Origin of the sequence: Nitratidesulfovibrio sp. (assembly GCF_040373385.1) — a bacterium.
GTDB lineage: Bacteria > Desulfobacterota > Desulfovibrionia > Desulfovibrionales > Desulfovibrionaceae > Cupidesulfovibrio.
Map to the genome: position 1 here is coordinate 474,078 of NZ_JBDXXH010000004.1, position 17,772 is coordinate 491,849.

16 protein-coding genes are annotated in these 17,772 nt (G+C 65.3%); 14 read left to right on the forward strand and 2 right to left on the reverse strand.

Annotation, left to right across the window (positions count from 1 at the left end; all coding sequences use genetic code 11):
• Positions 1-98 precede the first annotated feature (98 nt).
• The 11 genes from secD (at position 99) to ABWO17_RS10275 (ending at position 10,621) form a co-directional block, all read left to right on the forward strand.
• A complete protein-coding gene (secD, locus tag ABWO17_RS10225; RefSeq protein WP_353118166.1) occupies positions 99-1,697 on the forward strand; it encodes a protein translocase subunit SecD in 1,599 nt (532 codons plus the stop codon).
• A gap of 15 nt (positions 1,698-1,712) precedes the next feature.
• A complete protein-coding gene (secF, locus tag ABWO17_RS10230; protein WP_353118168.1) occupies positions 1,713-2,798 on the forward strand; it encodes a protein translocase subunit SecF in 1,086 nt (361 codons plus the stop codon).
• 255 nt (positions 2,799-3,053) lie between these two features.
• A complete protein-coding gene (locus tag ABWO17_RS10235; protein WP_502914904.1) occupies positions 3,054-3,380 on the forward strand; it encodes a c-type cytochrome in 327 nt (108 codons plus the stop codon).
• A 67-nt stretch (positions 3,381-3,447) separates the two neighbouring features.
• Positions 3,448-3,756, forward strand: a complete 309-nt coding sequence (locus ABWO17_RS10240) for a c-type cytochrome (RefSeq protein WP_353118170.1) — start codon at positions 3,448-3,450, stop codon at positions 3,754-3,756.
• A 10-nt stretch (positions 3,757-3,766) separates the two neighbouring features.
• On the forward strand, positions 3,767-5,035 hold the full coding sequence (locus tag ABWO17_RS10245) for an SCO family protein (RefSeq protein ID WP_353118172.1): 1,269 nt from the start codon (positions 3,767-3,769) through the stop codon (positions 5,033-5,035).
• Positions 5,036-5,269: 234 nt separating this feature from the next.
• Complete coding sequence (gene ctaD / locus ABWO17_RS10250) at positions 5,270-6,895, forward strand: cytochrome c oxidase subunit I (protein ID WP_353118174.1); 1,626 nt, start codon at positions 5,270-5,272, stop codon at positions 6,893-6,895.
• Complete coding sequence (locus ABWO17_RS10255) at positions 6,888-7,484, forward strand: cytochrome c oxidase subunit 3 family protein (protein ID WP_353118176.1); 597 nt, start codon at positions 6,888-6,890, stop codon at positions 7,482-7,484. Before ctaD ends, ABWO17_RS10255 begins: the two co-directional genes overlap by 8 nt.
• Before the next feature lie 9 nt (positions 7,485-7,493).
• Complete coding sequence (locus tag ABWO17_RS10260) at positions 7,494-7,784, forward strand: cytochrome C oxidase subunit IV family protein (protein WP_353118178.1); 291 nt, start codon at positions 7,494-7,496, stop codon at positions 7,782-7,784.
• 6 nt (positions 7,785-7,790) lie between these two features.
• Positions 7,791-9,008 carry a cytochrome c oxidase subunit II gene (gene coxB, locus ABWO17_RS10265; RefSeq protein ID WP_353118180.1) on the forward strand — a complete coding sequence of 406 codons (1,218 nt, stop codon included), beginning with the start codon at positions 7,791-7,793 and terminating at the stop codon, positions 9,006-9,008.
• Between the two features lie 14 nt (positions 9,009-9,022).
• Entirely contained in the window at positions 9,023-10,150 is a 1,128-nt protein-coding gene (locus ABWO17_RS10270; RefSeq protein WP_353118182.1) for a UbiA family prenyltransferase, read from the forward strand.
• 48 nt (positions 10,151-10,198) lie between these two features.
• Positions 10,199-10,621 (forward strand): DUF4079 family protein, encoded by a 423-nt coding sequence (locus ABWO17_RS10275; protein ID WP_353118184.1) that lies wholly within the window; start codon positions 10,199-10,201, stop codon positions 10,619-10,621.
• A 265-nt stretch (positions 10,622-10,886) separates the two neighbouring features.
• Here ABWO17_RS10275 and ABWO17_RS10280 read toward each other — a convergent pair whose 3' ends face one another.
• Complete coding sequence (locus tag ABWO17_RS10280) at positions 10,887-11,765, reverse strand: AraC family transcriptional regulator (RefSeq protein ID WP_353118186.1); 879 nt, start codon at positions 11,763-11,765, stop codon at positions 10,887-10,889.
• 302 nt (positions 11,766-12,067) lie between these two features.
• Between ABWO17_RS10280 and ABWO17_RS10285 the strand changes: the two genes are divergently transcribed.
• From ABWO17_RS10285 to larB, 3 genes are all read left to right on the forward strand, one after another.
• Complete coding sequence (locus ABWO17_RS10285; protein ID WP_353118188.1) at positions 12,068-13,270, forward strand: aldo/keto reductase; 1,203 nt, start codon at positions 12,068-12,070, stop codon at positions 13,268-13,270.
• Positions 13,271-13,469: 199 nt separating this feature from the next.
• Positions 13,470-14,999 (forward strand): nickel pincer cofactor biosynthesis protein LarC, encoded by a 1,530-nt coding sequence (larC, locus tag ABWO17_RS10290; RefSeq protein ID WP_353118190.1) that lies wholly within the window; start codon positions 13,470-13,472, stop codon positions 14,997-14,999.
• Between the two features lie 67 nt (positions 15,000-15,066).
• Positions 15,067-15,822, forward strand: coding sequence for a nickel pincer cofactor biosynthesis protein LarB (larB, locus tag ABWO17_RS10295; protein ID WP_353118240.1), 756 nt, complete (start codon positions 15,067-15,069; stop codon positions 15,820-15,822).
• A gap of 281 nt (positions 15,823-16,103) precedes the next feature.
• Here the strand turns inward: larB and nadB are convergent, their stop codons facing one another.
• A complete protein-coding gene (gene nadB / locus ABWO17_RS10300; RefSeq protein WP_353118192.1) occupies positions 16,104-17,696 on the reverse strand; it encodes an L-aspartate oxidase in 1,593 nt (530 codons plus the stop codon).
• Between the last annotated feature and the right edge of the window lie 76 nt (positions 17,697-17,772).

Here is a 17,772-nt window from a genome sequence, read left to right on the forward strand (position 1 = left end):
ACGCGCGCCGTGGATACGGCTGGCGCCTGCTTGCCTTTTTGCCGTGAATGCGGCCGGGGGCCGCACCCGCGTGACATACCGCAACTCCAGGAGTCGCAATGAAAGAGGGTTTCCGCTGGAGACTCGCCGTGGTGCTGGCCGTGCTGCTGTTCGGCGCGGCCTACGTGCTGCCGAGCCTGCCCGGCATCAAGTCGTCGCCGTTGGGCCGGTTTCTGCCCGACAGCACCATCAGCCTCGGGCTAGACCTCATGGGCGGCATCCACCTGACGCTCGGCGTAGAGGTGGAAAAGGCCGTGGAAAATTCGCTGACCCAGATGGGCCAGGACATCCGCACCATGGCGCGCGACAAGGAAGTTTTCGTGCTGCGCCCGCGCGTGCTGCCCGGCGACCGCATAGAGTTCGTGCTGGCCAAGGCGGAGCAGCGCGAGGTGCTGGGCGAACTGCTGGCCAAGCAGTTCCCGCAGCTCAGCGTTGCCGCGCCGCAGACCACCGATGACGGGCAGCTGCGCTACGTGGCCACCATGAAGCCGGAATATCGCAAGACCATCAGCGATATGGCGCTGGAGCAGGCGGTCAAGACCATCCGCAACCGCATCGACCAGTTCGGCGTGGCCGAACCGGACATCCGCAAGCAGCAGGACAACCGCATCCAGATCCAGTTGCCCGGCCTGCACGACACCCAGCGCGCCATCCAGATCATCGGCCAGACGGCCCACCTGGAATTCCACATCGTGCGCGACGACGTGGACGCGGAAAAGGCCGCGCGCGGCATCCTGCCGCCCGGCACCGAGGTGCGTTCCATGATCCGGCGCGGGGCCGACGGCAGCCAGTCCGAAACCCCTCTGGTGGTGGACAAGGAAGCCGTGCTGACCGGCGAATACGTGGCCGATGCGCGCCCCGGCTTCGACAATTTCAACCAGGCCTACGTGATGCTGACCTTCAACAGCCGCGGCGCGGCCATGTTCGAACGCATCACCCAGGAAAACGTGCGCAAGCGCCTGGCCATCGTGCTGGACGGCAAGGTCTATTCCGCGCCGGTCATCCAGGAAAAGATCGGCGGGGGGCGCGCCAGCATCACCGGCAAGTTCTCCACGGCAGAGGCGCAGGACCTTGCCATCGTGCTGCGAGCGGGGTCCTTGCCCGCGCCGGTGACCGTGCTTGAAGAACGCACCGTCGGCCCTTCGCTGGGCCAGGAATCCATCGACAAGGGCGTGCTTGCCGCCGTTGTCGGCGGCGCGGCGGTGATGATCTTCATGGTGGTGTACTACGGCGTGTCCGGCCTTATCGCCGACGTCATGCTGTGCTTCACCGTGCTGCTTCTTCTGGCGGGCATGGCGGTCTTTGGCGCCACCCTGACCCTGCCGGGCCTTGCGGGCATCGTGCTGACCCTGGGCATGGCCGTGGACGCCAACGTGCTGATCTACGAACGCATCCGTGAGGAACTGCGCAAGGGGCACACGGTGCTTTCGGCCATCCACGAGGGCTTCGACCGCGCCACGCTGGCCATCACCGACTCGAACCTGACCACCATCATCGCGGCGGCCATCCTGTACCAGTTCGGCACCGGACCGGTACGCGGCTTTGCCGTCACGCTGTCGCTGGGCATCATCGCGTCCATGTTCACCGCCATCTTCGTCTCGCGCGTGGTCTTCCAGGCCTGGAAGGGCGGTTCGGGCGACAAACGCCTCAGCATATAGCGGAGGAGAGCCACAATGGGTTTCTCGTTCATCCGGCATGATACCAATGTCGATTTCGTGGGCATGCGCCACAAGGCGTACGTGCTTTCCATCGGGCTTGTTCTCGTGGGCCTTCTGTCCATGGCTTTCAAGGGCGGCCTGACGTACGGCATCGACTTCGCGGGCGGGGCCATCGTGCAGGTCAAGTTCGACCGGCCCGTGCATGACGACGACCTGAAGAAGAGCCTGGAGGGCACAAGCCTGCCCGGCCTTGCCGTGCAGCGCTTTGGCGAGGGCGAAACCGATTACCTCATCCGCATCTCGCATTCGGACGAATCGGCGGAGGCCATCCGCACGGCGGTCACCGAGGCGCTGAAGTCCAACATCAAGGACGCCAGTTTCGAGGTGCAGCGCCTGGAAATGGTCGGCCCCAAGGTGGGCGCGGACCTGAAGAGCAAGGCGGTTGAGGCGCTGTACTACGCAGTGCTGCTCATCGCCATCTACATCTCCGGCCGGTTCGAGCGGCGCTGGATGGCGTCTGCCGTCATGGCGGGCACCCTGGCGGGCGGCATGTACCTGCTGGGGCTCATCGGCGTGCCCAAGCTGTGGCTGGTGCCGTTCTCGCTGGTGCTCACCATCGTGCTGTGCTGGAAGCTGCGGCTCAATTTCGCCCTGGGGGCCATCGTGGCACTGGTGCACGACGTGCTGATCACCCTGGGCGTGCTGTCCTTGCTGGACAAGGAAGTGGACCTGAACATCGTGGCGGCCATCCTGACCCTGGTGGGCTATTCGCTGAACGACACCATCATCGTCTACGACCGCATCCGCGAAACGCTGCGCACCCACCGCAAGGAATGGACCTACGCGCGCATCATCAACACCAGCATCAACCAGACGCTCAGCCGCACCATCCTGACGGGCGGCACGACGCTGCTGGTCATCCTGGCGCTGTTCGTGCTGGGCGGCGGGGTCATCCACGACTTCGCGCTGACCATGCTGGTGGGCGTGTTCGTGGGCATCCTGTCCTCCATCTTCGTGGCAAGCCCGGTGCTGCTGCACTTCGGCATGCCCGAGGAGGAAAAGGAACCCGCGCCGCGCGTGGGGCAGGAAGGGGCCGTGTAGACGGTCTTTTCCGGCACGCATTGCAAGACGAACGGGCGGCACGCGAGTGTCGCCCGTTTTTACATGTTATCATCCTCAATATCCGCCAATTGCGTAAGAATTGCGTAAAGATTGCGCAAACAATGCGGCACAAGATGCGCCGTGGGTCTGGCAAGGGCGCGGGCATGCGGCCAATGCGCGAAGGCGGTTGCTTTTTTTGGTCATCAGGCGTTATCCTACAGGTACTTGGAATCGTTTTTGCCCTGTGGAGGTGACATGAAGGCAATCGTGATGGGTGCGGTTCTCGGCACACTGCTGGCCTGCACGGCGTGGGCTCCGGTGACCGTACGCACTGTGCTGGCCGCCGACGGTGCGACGCTGTATACCCAGTGCGCGGGCTGTCATGGCGAGGATGGCGGCAAGGCGGCCCTGGGGGCCGCGCGCCCCGTGAAGGGCCAGACGGCCGATGCCCTGTACGGCAAGCTCAAGGGCTATGCCGAGGGAAGCTATGGTGGCTCGAAAAAGGCCGTCATGGTGGGTATAGCCAAAAAACTTTCGGACGGGGACATGCGCGCTTTGGCCGCGCACATGGCCTCCTTCTAGCCCGGTACGGGCGGGTATCCCGCCGTTATCCGGAACAACCCGGCATCATCAGAACAGGAGACATCGCATGAAACGCATCCTTGTGGTCATGAGCATCTGTGCCGCCCTTGCCTTTGGCATTTCCGCCGCCGTGGCCGCCGACGGCGCCGCCCTGTACAAGTCGTGCGTGGGTTGCCACGGTGCCGACGGCTCCAAGCAGGCCATGGGCGTGGGCCATGCCGTGAAGGGCCAGAAGGCCGACGAACTGTTCAAGAAACTGAAGGGCTACGCCGACGGCAGCTACGGCGGCGAGAAAAAGGCCGTCATGACCAACCTCGTCAAGCGCTATTCCGACGAGGAAATGAAGGCCATGGCCGATTACATGTCCAAGCTGTAGGAGCAGGGTGATGCGCGTGCGCCATCATTTCCAGACGATTGTCGGCGTGCGCGCGCTCGTCGCCGCAGTCTTGCTGTTTGGTCTGTCCGTCATGTCCGCCACGGGGGGCAGGGCGGCGGTTTCGACCGTCGCTCCGTCCCCCGTTCCTTCCCTGGTCCTGCTTGCTGCCGCCGATGCCGTCCCCCCCGCTCCGGCAGGCGCGGGCGACGCGGCCCATGCCGGGCACGACGCTGCCCCGGCCAGTCCGGCCAGTTCGGACAGTTCGGACAGTCATGCCGGGCATGCCGGGCATGCCGCAACTGAAGCCGGGGCCATGCCTGCCGACCATGGGGGCCATGCCATGCCCACTGCGGCGGCGAACGCCTCCGGCGAGTCCGCAGGCCATCAGGGACATGGTTCCGACGCTGCCGCACAGGCCCCGGCGGAGCACGTGCACCCGGTGCCCCCGCCCACCACGGGCAAACTGGGCCAGCCCGGCCAGGCTACGGCGACAGACCCGTCCTCCCAGACGCCCCTTGCAGGAGTTGACGAGCGCCTCGGCGACATCATCCCCGAGGGCATCCTGCTGCGCGACGAGACGGGAAAGCCCATCGACCCGCGCAGCCTGATGGATGTGCCGGTGATCATCGCGCCCATCTATTATTCCTGCCCCACCGTGTGCAACATGCTGCAAAGCTCGCTGGCGCGGGTGCTGCCGCAGGTGTCGCTGCAACCGGGCAAGGACTACCGGGTGCTGTCCGTGAGCTTTGACGAGACGGACACCCCGCAACTGGCTTCACGCAAGAAGCAGAACTATTTCGCGGCAATGAATTTTGCCTATCCGGAGGATGGCTGGCGCTTCCTGTCCGGCGATCTTGCGTCCGTCAACAGGTTCATGGATGCCATCGGCTTCCGGTTCACCCGGCAGGGGCGCGATTTCATCCACCCCGTGGTGCTGGTGGTCACCGCACCGGGGGGCAAGGTGGTGCGCTACCTGTACGGCCAGAATTTCATGCCCTTCGACCTGACCATGGCCCTCACGGAAGCCTCGCACGGCACCATCGGCCTGTCGGTGAAGCGCGTGCTGTCGTACTGCTTCACCTACGACCCGGAAGGACGGCGCTACGTGTTCGACTTCATGCGCATCGCCGGGCTGATCATCCTGTTCGGCGCGGCGGTTCTGCTGTTCGTGCTGGTGCGGGGCGGCCCGCGCAGGAAGGAAGGGAAGGGCGCGGACGGGGCTGGCCCCAAGGGCACCCCCCCGGCAGGCAGCCCGCCTTCAGGTACGCCGCCGGGCTAGGCCGACGTTCCTGCATTTGTTCTCCGGCTTGGCCTGCCGGTTCGTCGTTCCGATGGCTGGGCATCACGCCCGGCCTCGCCCCGGCCCGACTTGGTCCGACTTGGTCCGGCTTGGTCCGGCTTCGTCCCTCTTGGTCCCGCTTCGTCCGGCTTCGTCCCTCTTGGTCCCGCTTCGTCCGGTTTTGCCCAGCTTTGCCAGTCCGTCCGGTCCGCATCAGACACAGGAGACCATCGCATGAGCGCAGACGCGCACGATCACCCGAACTTCTTCCAGCCGCAGCCCGGCACGAAGGGCGGGATTGCCTCGTGGATTTTCAGCACCGACCACAAGCGCATCGGCATGTTGTACCTCTACTGCATCGTCGCCATGTTTCTGGTGGGGCTGACGCTGGGCTTTCTGATCCGGCTGGAACTCATCGCGCCGGGCCGCACCATCATGGGGCCGCAGACCTACAACGCGCTGTTCACCCTGCACGGGGTGGTGATGATCTTCCTGGTGGTCATCCCCAGCATTCCCGCCGCGTTCGGCAACATCTTCCTGCCCATCCAGATCGGGGCTGAGGACGTGTCCTTCCCCCGGCTGAACATCTTTTCGTGGTGGTTGTACGTTACCGGCGCGGTGCTAGCCGTTGTCTCGCTGGTCACCGGCAAGGGCGCGCCCGACACCGGCTGGACCTTCTACGTGCCCTTCAGCGCGGTAACCACCACCAACGTGGACGTGGCCGTCATTGCCGTGTTCATCCTGGGTTTTTCGTCCATTCTCACCGGCCTGAACTTCATCACCACCCTGCACCGGCTGCGTGCCCCCGGCATGACCTGGACGCGCCTGCCGCTGTTCTGCTGGTCGCTGTACGCCACCGGATGGATTCAGGTGCTGGCCACGCCGGTGCTGGGCATCACCGTGTTGCTCATCTTTGCCGAGCGGGTGCTGGGGGTCGGGCTGTTCGACCCCGCGCGCGGGGGCGACCCCATCCTCTACCAGCACCTCTTCTGGATCTATTCGCACCCGGCCGTGTACATCATGATCCTGCCCGCCATGGGCGTGATCTCGGAAATCCTGCCGGTGTTCGCGCGCAAGCCCATCTTCGGTTACAAGATGATCGCCTTTTCCAGCCTTGCCATCGCCTTTGCCGGGTCGCTGGTGTGGGCGCACCACATGTTCGTCAGCGGCATGAGCGACACGGCGGTGATGGTCTTCTCGTTCCTGACCTTCGTGGTGGCCATTCCTTCGGCCATCAAGGTCTTCAACTGGGTGTCCACGCTGTACAAGGGGTCCATCCGGGTGGAACCGCCCCTGTGGTACGCGCTGGCGTTCATCTTCCTGTTCTCCATCGGCGGGTTGACGGGCCTTGTGCTGGGCGCTGCCGGTACCGACGTGCACGTGCACGACACCTACTTCGTGGTGGCGCACTTCCACTACGTGATCTTCGGCGGGCTGGGCTTCGGGCTGTTCGGGGCCATGCACTACTGGTTTCCCAAGATTTACGGGCGCATGTACGACAAGCGCATCGCCAACATCTCGTGCCTCATCGCCTTCGTGGGCTTCAACATCCTGTATTTTCCCATGTTCATCATCGGGTTGCAGGGCATGCCGCGCCGCTACTACGACTACCTGCCCAAGTACGCCGAGGGGCATTTTCTCTCCACCATGGGGTCGTGGGTGCTGGCGGCAGGGCTGCTGCTGATGTTCTGGAACCTGTGGCGGGGCATCCGCCGCGGCAAGCCCGTGGGCCGCAACCCATGGGGAGCGGCCACCCTGGAATGGATGGTGCCTTCGCCGCCGCCGCACCACAACTTTGATGCCGAGCCCGTGGTCACCCATGGCCCCTACGACTACACGGGGGTGAAGCCCGATGCATGAGCACCGCGACTATGAAGGCGCCAAGATCGGCATGTGGCTGTTCCTGTTCACGGAAGTGCTGCTGTTCGGCGGGCTGTTCCTGCTCTATGCCGTGTACCTGCACCGCTACCCTGCGGAATTTCACGCGGCGGGCAAGGACCTGAGCCGCATCTTCGGCACGGCCAACACCGTCGTGCTCATCACCAGTTCGTTGTGCATGGCGCTGGCCATCAGTGCGCTGCAACGCGGCAAGGTGGTGCTTTCGCAGCGGCTGGTGCTGCTGACCGTGGCCATGGCCGGGGTGTTCCTGGTGAACAAGTTCTTCGAGTGGAGCGCCAAGATCGGCCACGGCATCTACCCCAACAGTCCCGGCCTGCTCAAGCTGCCGCCCGGCGAGATGGTGTTCTTCAACCTGTATTACCTGATGACCGGGCTGCACGGCATCCACGTGATCATCGGCGGTGCCGTCCTGATGTACGGCTGGCATCTGATGCGCGTGGGCCGGGTGACCCCGGAGCACTTCGTGTTCCTGGAAAACGGCGGTCTGTACTGGCACCTGGTGGACCTGGTGTGGATATACCTGTTTCCGCTCTTCTACCTTGTGGTCTAGGGGGCCAGCATGACCGGACACGATACAGAACACCATGCCGTACCCGTGCGCATCAACATGCTGGTGTGGGCGGCGCTGATGCTGCTGACCGCCACCACCGTGGGCGTCACCGCCTACGATTTCGGCTTCCTGAACGTGGTGGTGGCGCTGACCGTGGCCACCACCAAGGCGGGGCTGGTCATCCTGTGGTTCATGCACCTGCGCTACGAGGGCGCGGTCATTCGGCTGATGGTGTTCACTGCTTTCGTCATTCTTGCCATCGCCATCGGGTTCACCTTCTTCGACGTAGCGTACAGGTAGGTTCCCATGTATCCGCAATCGTTGACGCCCGTGCAGCAGGTGGACCTTGCATTCTACATCATTTTCGGGTTTTCGGTGTTCGTGCTGCTGGTCATCACCGCAGCCATGCTGTGGTTCGTGTGGCGCTACCACGAATCGCGCCACCCCGTGCCCGCGCAGATATCCGGCAACGTACCCGCCGAAATCGCCTGGACGGTGATTCCGTCCATCATCGTCATGGGGCTGTTCTACTACGGGTGGGAGGGCTACAAGGCCCTGCGCACCGTGCCCGAGGGCGCCATGGAGGTGAAGGTGACCGCCCGCATGTGGTCGTGGGTGTTCGAATACCCGGGCGGCAAGCGGAACAGCGTGCTGGTGGTGCCGGTGGACACCCCGGTGAAGCTGCGCATGACCAGCGTGGACGTGCTGCACAGCCTGTACGTGCCCGCCTTCCGCATCAAGATGGACACCGTGCCCGGCATGGAAACCTACGCCTGGTTCAAGGCCGACCGCCCCGGAGAGTACGACCTGTTGTGCGCCGAATACTGCGGCCTGAAGCACGCCAACATGATCACCACGGTGAAGGTGGTGGACCAGGCCGCCTTCGACGCCTGGCTGGCCAGCACCGAAGCGCCCGGCGGAAAGGGCAGGGCGCTGATGGAAACCCACGGCTGCATTTCGTGCCATTCGCTGGACGGAACGCCCGGCGTCGGCCCCAGCTTCAAGGACCTGTACGGGGCAGAGCGCGAGCTGGCCCTGCCGGACGGCAGCAAGCGCAAGGTGTTCGCCGACGAAGGGTATCTGCGCCGCGCCTTCACCGACCCCAACGGCGAACTGGTGGTGGGCTACGACCCCATCATGCCGTCCACGGAAGGCATGGTGCCGAACGAGGACATGGAACAGATGCTGGCCTGGCTGATGCACGGCAACGAGGTGGGCCGCGAGGAAGGCAGGCGGCTGATGGAGGCCGAAGGCTGCATCTCGTGCCATTCCACCGACGGGTCCATCATCGCGGGGCCGTCCCTGAAGGGACTGTGGAACGCGCCCACAACCGTGCTGCGTGACGGCAAGGAACAGCAGGTCACCGCCGACGATGCGTACCTGCGCGCCAAGATCGCCAATGCGCCGTCACTGGGCACGGTGAAGGGCTACGACCCCATGATGCCGCCGTACGAGCACCTGACGCCGGAGCAGTTGGGGGCCATGGTGGAGTATATCAAGTCCCTTGGCGAACACGCACATTGATGCATATGGCCCGTATGCCCCGCCTGCATGACCTGCGCCTGCTGCTGCGTCTGAACGTGACCCTGATGGTGGGGGCGGCCACGGCGTTCGGCTTTCTGCTGGCCGTGCCGCTGCCCCTTGCCTGGGACGCCGGACAGGGCGGGCTGCCTGGGCAGGGCATGGTCAACCCTGCGGTCGCGCTGGCCTGGGTGGTGTCCGGCGCCATGTTGCTGGCCGCTGCCTGCTCGGCGTGGAATCAGGTGCAGGAGCGGGACATCGATGCGCTGCTGCCCCGCACGGCGGGGCGTCCCCTGCCGACTGGGCGTATGGGGCGCATGGGGCCGTGGGCGGCCACGGGCATTGGCGCGCTGCTGTTCGTGGCGGCGCTGGGATGTCTGCACGCAGCCGGAGAACTGGCCGCAGTGCTGGCGTATGGGCAGACCCCGGGTTTTGCGCACGCGGTATCGCCCCGTGCCGGTTCGCCGCTGTCCGGAGTGTCGCTGTCCGGAGTGTCGGTGTCTGGGGTGCCGGTGTCTGGGGTGTTGCTGCTTCTGGTGGGCGTGGGCATCGCCGTGGTCTACAACGGGGTGTACACCCCGCTGAAGCGCGTCACGTCATTCGCCTTGCTGCCGGGCGCGCTGGTGGGGGCCATGCCCCCCCTGCTGGGCTGGATGGCCGCTGGCGGCGACCCGCGCGACCCCGTGGCCATCCTGTTGTACGGGGTATACGTGCTGTGGCAGGTGCCCCATTTCTGGTTGCGCGCCCAGCGTGAACGCATCCACTACGCCCGGGCCGGGCTGCCCGTGCCGCCCGCGCAGTTTGCCGCCGGGCGCTACGCCCGGCTGCTGCGGGTGTGGTACAACGCCTATGCCGTGGCCGTACTGATGCTGCCGGTATTCCCCCTGCTGCACGCCCCGCTGGTCCGTGCCGCAGTGGTTCTGCTGGGCGTGGCCCTGCTGGCGGTGTCGGCACTGCTGGAGGTATCGGCCCTGGCGCGGACGGCAGGAATTGCAGGGGACGTTGCGGCGGGAAGGGGCGCGGAACCGGGGGCGGCGGGCACCGGAATGCCCGAGCGCGGGGGCATCGCGCTGCGCGCCGCAGACGCGGCCCTGCCCGCACTCATGCTGCTGTTGCTGCTGGACCGGATGCTGCCTTTATTCTAAGCATAAGCATCATACCTCGCCCCTCCACATCCGCATCGGGAGTCGCCCATGGTCTGGATTCACCCCGTCCTGCAATTCGTCGCCACGCTCATCGGTCTGTATGTCATGTATTTCGGCTGGATACGCTTTCAGGCTTTGCACATGGGGCGCAAGGTGGTCTTTCCGTGGAAGCCGCACGTCAAATGGGGCACCGTGGCCCTTGGCATATGGGCGGCGGGTTCGCTGCTGGGGCTGGCCGTGGCCCGGCTGGCGTGGTCCAACATGTTCCTGACAGGCGCGCACGCCTGGGTGGGCCTGTTGATGGTGCCGCTGTGCGCTGCGGGCTACCTGACCGGCCAGCGCATGGACGTGGTGAAGAAGCGCCGCAAGCTGCTGCCGCTGGTGCACGGCGTCAACAACCTGCTGCTGGTGCTGCTGGCCCTGTGGCAGTTGTGGACCGGCATCATCGTGGTGCGCGATTATCTGCTGTAGCCCGCAATCCTTCCGCCCGCGCTCAGGCCCGGCGAATGGCAGTGCCGCCCACTGCCCCGCCGGGTTTTTTGATGCGGTGCGCGAGGCGGCGGGACTGTACAGACCGGGCCAGATCGGGCCAGATCGGGGCAGACCAGGCCAGATCGGGGCGGGATCGTGCTGATCGGGGCGGGACCGTACGGATCGGGGCATCCGGCCCGGGGCTTCGGGCAGGGCCCAGGGCAGGGGCCTTGGGCCAGCTCCGGTCATTGCCTCGCACCCCCGCTCATTCCTCCGCAAAACCGCCCGCGTGGCTGGGGCTGATGCCGAAGTAGCGGCGAAATTCCCGGCTGAATTGCGAAACGCTTTCATAGCCCACCATGCGCGCCGCCTCGTTGGCGCGTACGCCGTTCTCGCGCAGCAGGCTGTGCGCCTTGTTCAGGCGCACCCGCTTCAGGTACTGGATGGGAGAGAACGAGGTTACGTCCTTGAAGGCCCGGTGGAAGGTGGACGGACTCATGTTCACGAATCCGGCCAGCTGGTCCACGTTGAACGGCTCGGAGAAGTTGCCGTGGATCTGCTTCAGGGCCTTTTCGATGCGTGACATGTTGGTGTTCTTGGTGACCAGCGCGTGCAGTGCCGCCGCGTTTTCGCCGCACAGCACCCGGAACAGCAGTTCGCGCACCAGCCCAGGTCCCAGCACCTGTGTTTCCAGCGGGCAGGACAACGCCATCAGCAGGCGCTGCACCGTGTTCTTGAACACCGCATCGGCCTTGGCCAGAAACAGCCCCTGATGGGTGCACCCTTGCGTCAGCGACCGGTAGTCGATACGGTCTTCTATCTGAGATATGAGTTGATTGAGCACGCCGAGGTCGATGTCCACGACCAGTGACAGCAGGGGGCTCTCCGGCGTGGCCACGGCCTCGCATTCGGCGGCAATGGGCACGCTGAGGGCCAGGTAGTGGTCCTGATCGTACTGGTAGACCCGCCCGCCGAAGTGCACCAGCTTTGCCCCCTGCCCGAGGATGATCAGCCCCTGCTGGTACAGCAGTGGTGTCCGATGGATGGAACCGGAGGTTTTGTACAGCCCCACGCCGGGCAGGCCGGTTTCCGTCTTGCCTTCGTGGGCGGCAAGCCTGCCCATCAAATCTGCTATTTCAGACATGTAGCCTCCATTCCGGAGCAAAGGTGCAGCCGACCACCGTTTTTTGGACAGTAACCGTTTTGACGCGTTTCTGCCACCGGTTGCAGGATCAGGCAAGAGATTGGCAGGAATGTGCCTTCCAGTCCGGGTATGGTCCGTTTATTCACGGAGCATCGAACATCCCCCGCGTTCTTCCGGTGTACCGGATGGAACGCGGAACGGATGGCGGCAGCGGCGGTCCTTTCCGCAAGAGTGCGCAGGGGCCGCGAGCAGCCGCGAAACCGCGAACGGGCGCACCGCGCCCGGCACCGAAGGAGCGAGACGTGCTGTACAGAACCATGCCCAAGAACGGTGACAAACTGTCTGCGCTGGGCTTCGGCTGCATGCGCCTGCCCATGCAGGACGGCAAGGTGGACGAGGCCCGCGCCATCGCGCAGATCCGCAGCGCCATCGACGGCGGGGTCAACTACCTGGACACGGCGTGGCCGTACCACCACGGCGAGAGCGAGATCGTGCTCGGCAAGGCCCTGCGTGACGGCTACCGTGAGAAGGTCAAGGTGGCCACCAAGCTGCCCTCGTGGCTGCTGAAGGACCGCGCCGACATGGACCGCTACCTGAACGCGCAGTTGGAGCGCCTTGGCGTCGATTGCATCGACTACTATCTGGTGCATGCGCTGGACGGCACCTTGTGGGATACCGTGCATGGCCTCGGCGTGCTGGAATTTCTGGAAACAGCCAAGGCCGACGGGCGCATCGCCAACATCGGGTTTTCGTTCCACGGACTGGCGGAAGACTTCAAGCGCATCATCGATGCCTATCCCTGGGTGTTCTGCCAGATCCAGTACAACTACCTGGACGAGACCTACCAGGCAGGCACCGAAGGGCTGCGCTACGCGGCGGGCAAGGGCATCGGGGTTGTCATCATGGAGCCGCTGCGTGGCGGCAACCTGGGGCTGATCACCGCGCCGCCTGCCGTGCAGGCCATCTGGGACGAGTCGCCCGTGCGGCGCACCCCGGTGGAATGGGCGCTGCGCTGGGTGTGGAACCATCCGGAGGTGACACTGGTGCTCTCCGGCATGAACGAGGAAGCGCACATCGTCGAAAACCTGGCCATTGCCGGTTCCGCCGAGGCCGGAGCCATGACCCCGCAGGAACTGGAACTGGTGGCCCGCGCCAGCGCCAAATACCGCGAACTGATGAAGGTGCGCTGCACCGGCTGCGGCTACTGCATGCCGTGCCCCATGAACGTGTCCATTCCCATGTGCTTCGAGACCTACAACAAGATGCACATGTTCGGAAACATTCAGGAAGGCAAGTTCCTGTACGCCCTGCGCATGAGCGGCGAGATCGGCGGCGAGGGCCCTGGCTACGCCTCGCAGTGCGTGGCCTGCGGCCAATGCATGGAAAACTGTCCGCAGCACATCGCCATTCCGGACGTGCTGGCAGAACTGGCCGCCGAACTGGAAGGGCCGGACTTTGCCCAGTTGCAGGAGGCGGGGCGGCAATTTCTGCGCCGCACGGCATAAGGGCAGAGCGGATCGAACTGGATGAATGAAGGCGACAGGCCGGGGTGGACCATTCGCCCCGGCCCCGGATATGTTTTTGCCGGATATGTTCTTGATGGACCCCGGACAGGTTTCAGGTCCGGATGTTGATGCGCAACACGTTCTCACCGCCCGCTCCGTGTGGGCAGCGATGGCCTACGCCACCAGAGGGATACCCGGCGTGAAGATACTGTTCTACGATTGCTTCGCGGGCATGAGCGGCGACATGCACCTTGCCGCGCTGCTGTCCCTTGGCGTGGAGCCCGACTACCTGCGGGCCGAACTTTCAAAGCTGGGGCTGGACCACGAGTTCGAACTGCGGGTGACGCCCGGCATGCGCAAGGGCATTGCGGGCCTGCGCGTGGACGTGGTGTTGGCACACGAAGGCCCTGCTGCCGGACAGGACTGCGGGCAGGGTGGTGGGCACGCACACGAACATGATCATGACCACGCGCACGAGCACGACCGGCATGGTGAGCATGACCATGGGCACGGACATCACCACGCGCACCACGGGCATAGGGACCACCATCATGGACGCCACCATGGGCACGATCACGCCCACCCGCACGACGCGGCGCATCATGCCGGGCACGATAATGGTGATGACCGTGCACATGCCCCCGAGCATGGTCATGCACATGCGCACCCGCACCCCCACGGGCATCATCACCCGCCGCACCGCAACCTGCCGGACATAGAGGCCATCATCACCGCCAGTACGTTGCCGGAACAGGTGCAGCGCACCAGCCTGGCGATCTTTCGCAGGCTGGCCGAGGCCGAGGCCAGGGTGCACGGCAAGCCGGTGGATGAGGTGCATTTTCACGAGGTGGGGGCCACCGATTCCATCGTGGACATCGTGGGTGCGGCCATTTGCTATCACCGTCTTGGCGTGGATGCGGCCTGGGCCTCGCCCGTGGAGCTTGGCGGCGGCTTCGTGCGCTGCGCCCACGGGCTGATGCCCGTGCCCGCCCCGGCCACGGCGGAACTGTTGTCGGGTATTCCCACCACGCGCGGGGCCACCCCGCACGAAACCACCACCCCCACGGGTGCGGCCATTCTGGCCACGCTGGTGAGCCGGTTCACCGCCGCGCCGCGCATGGCCGTGCAGGGTACCGGCTACGGCATCGGACACCGCGATACCGAACTGCCCAACCTGCTGCGGGTGCACCTGGCAGAGGTGGATGCGGCACACGTGGGTCTGGCGGCTGGGGGGGCGTCCTCTGCGGTGTCTTTCGCCACATCCGGTACCGCAGCTGGAGCCGTAGCCCCGCTGCCCACCGAATCCGCGCGCCTGTTGCAATGCAACATCGACGACATGACCGCCGAGCAACTGGCCGTGGCCATGGAACTGCTGATGGAAGCAGGCGCCATGGACGTGCATTTCACGCCCATCATGATGAAGAAGGGGCGGCCCGCCACCTGCGTTTCGCTGCTCTGCGCCCAGAACGAGCAGGAGCGCTTCGCGCGGCTGCTGTTCCGGCACACCACCACGCTGGGCATCAAGAGCGTGCCCATCGACAAACTGGTGCTGGAAACGCGCTTCGAACGGCTGGAAACCCCGCTGGGGCCGGTGACCATGAAGCTGGCCCTGCTGGACGGCGAGGTGCTGCGCGCCAAGCCGGAACTGGAAGACTGCAAGGCGCTGGCGCGCCAGCACGGCATTCCTCTGGCCGACGTGTATCTGGCCATCGGGAAAGCTCGCACATAGCACGACATGGTTTTTGACAACGATACCGGCAGCGCCCGCGCGGCGCGCCGTAATGACGGACGACGACATGGACAGGACAGACGCCCTGCGGGACCTTTTGGAAGGCATCCGCGCGGGCACCATTGATGTGGACAAGGGCATGTCGCAACTGCGTGACCTGCCGTACCTGGAAATGGGGCACACCCGCTTCGACATGCACCGCAAGCTGCGCAACGGCTTTCCGGAGGTGGTCTACGGCGCGGGCAAGACGCCCGAACAGGTGGCGGAGATATTCACCCGGCTGCGCGGCCTGAGCCACGTGCTGGCTACCCGCGTCTCGCCGGAAATGGCCGAACACGTGCTGGTCGCCTGCCCGGAGGCCAGCTACAACCCCCTTGGCCGCACCCTGACCATGCTGCACGGCGAGCTGGTCTTCAAGCCCGGCGAAATCGGCATCATCACCGCAGGCACCTCGGACCTGCCCGTGGCCGAAGAGGCCCGCGTGACCTGCGAGATGCTGGGCAGCAAGGCGTGGGTCATTTCCGACGTGGGCGTGGCGGGCGTGCATCGGTTGTTCGACCGGCTGGACGAACTGCGCAAGGCCCGCGTGCTCATCGTGGTGGCGGGCATGGAAGGCGCGCTTACCAGCGTGGTGGGGGGGCTTGTGTCGCAGCCGCTCATCGCCGTACCCACCTCGGTAGGCTATGGGGCCAACTTCGCCGGGCTGTCTGCGCTGCTGGGCATGCTTACCTCGTGCGCCAGCGGCATCACCGTGGTCAACATCGACAACGGGTTCGGTGCTGCCTGCGCGGCGTGCCGCATCAATAATCTGTTTGCGGAGTAGGCGAGGGGGAGAAGCTTTTTGTAAGCCTCCGGCGGGCAGGGACGGCAGCCGTTACACGCATCTTCGAGTGTTACGGATGGCGATCGCAGCGCGCTGTCCCCCCCTGCACCCCTTTTCAACGCGAAGAACCGCCCTTTGGGCGGTTCTTCGCGTTTGCACTTGATAGCGGATTGCCGCCGATGAGGACGCAGTTCCGTTAGTTGATGGGAAAACAGTTACCCAGTACGGGGGTGCAGGGGGCATCGCCCCCTGCCCGCCGGAGGCGTACAAAAAACCGCTCCCTAATCCACCCGGTAGTGGCACCCCAGGCTCTGCTTGTTTCTCAAGGCCGCCATGGTCACCATGTACGCGGTCTGGCAACCGTGGAACAGGTCCACGAGCGGCTTGGAGAGCGGGGTGCGCTTGTAGAAGTCGTGCAGGTGGCGCGACAGGTCGCGCAGGTCTTCGAAGGCGCGTTGCAGGCGGCTGCGGGTGCGGGTGATGCCCACGTAGTTCCACATGGTGTGGCGGATGGTGGCCCAGTCCTGTGCGATGAGGGCCGGGTCGTCGTTGCGTTCGTCGCCGGAGGACTGCCAGTCGGGGATGGAGTCGCGCAGGCGCTTGCCAAGGCCACGCAGCGCGCCGGAACGCTTGGCGATGTCCTCTGCGGCGGCGCGGCCCCACAGCAGCGCTTCGAGCAGTGATGTGGATGCCAGGCGGTTGGCGCCGTGCACGCCGGTGCAACTGCATTCGCCCACGCTGTACAGCCGTTCCAGGGTGGTGCGGCCCGTCAGGTCGGTAAGGATGCCCCCGCAGAAGTAGTGCGCGGCGGGCACCACGGGGATCAGGTCGCGCCGGATGTCGATACCCAGTTCCATGCACCGGGCGAAGATGGTGGGGAAGCGCTCCGAGGGGTCCTGCTCCATGTGGCGGGCGTCCAGATACACGCATTCCTCGCCGTTGCGCAGCATTTCCTCCACGATGGACCGGGCCACGATGTCGCGCGGGGCAAGGTCGGCGCGGGGGTCGTAGCGTTCCATGAAATGTTCGCCGCTGCCGTTCACCAGCCGCCCGCCTTCGCCACGCATGGCCTCTGTGACCAGGAACCGGCGCGAGCTGCGGTGCAGCAGGGCGGTGGGGTGGAATTGCACGTATTCCAGGTTCTCGGTGCGCACGAAGGCACGGCTGGCCATGGCCACGCCAGACCCGATGCAGGCTGGGCTGTTGGTGGTGTGCAGGTACACCTGTCCGATGCCGCCGGTGGCCAGTACGGTGATGTCCGCAAGGATGGTTTCCACCCGGCGCAACTGCTCGTTGAAGACGTAGGCGCCCACGCACTGGTTGTTGAGTTGGTAGCGGAATTCGTTGTTGCGGGCGTGGTGGTGGCTGGTCAGCAGGTCGACGGCGGTGCGTTCCGACAGCACGCGGATGTTGGGGGCCGCGTTCACCGCTGCCATCAGCCCGTCCATGATGGCCCGCCCGGTGTAGTCGGCGCAGTGCAGGATGCGATGCGCGCCGTGGCCGCCTTCCATGGTCAGGTCCCATTCGCATTCGGGGGTGCGGCCCTTGGCGAAGGGAATGTGCAGCCGGTCCACAAGGATGTCCTGCACGGCCTTTGGGCCGCTGCGGGCGATGTGGCGCACGGCGCGCAGATGGTTGTGGCGGTGCCCGGCGATGAGGATGTCTGTTTCGAGTTGGCGGGGGTCGCCGTCGCCCGCGCGGAACACGATGCCGCCCTGGGCCAGGGCGGAATTGCCGCTGTCCAGTTGCTGGCCGCTGTTGATGAGCGTCACTTCCATGCCCTGGTCGGCCAGGGTGAGGGCGGTGGTGCACCCGGCGATGCCCGAGCCGATGACCAGTACCGGAGTGTGCAGGCGGTAGGTGGAATTGTTCATGGCGCGTCCCTTGCGAAGTGGCGGGCGTGGGGGGATGTGGTGCGGTGCTCGTGCGTCGGGCCTTGCGGCTGCCGGG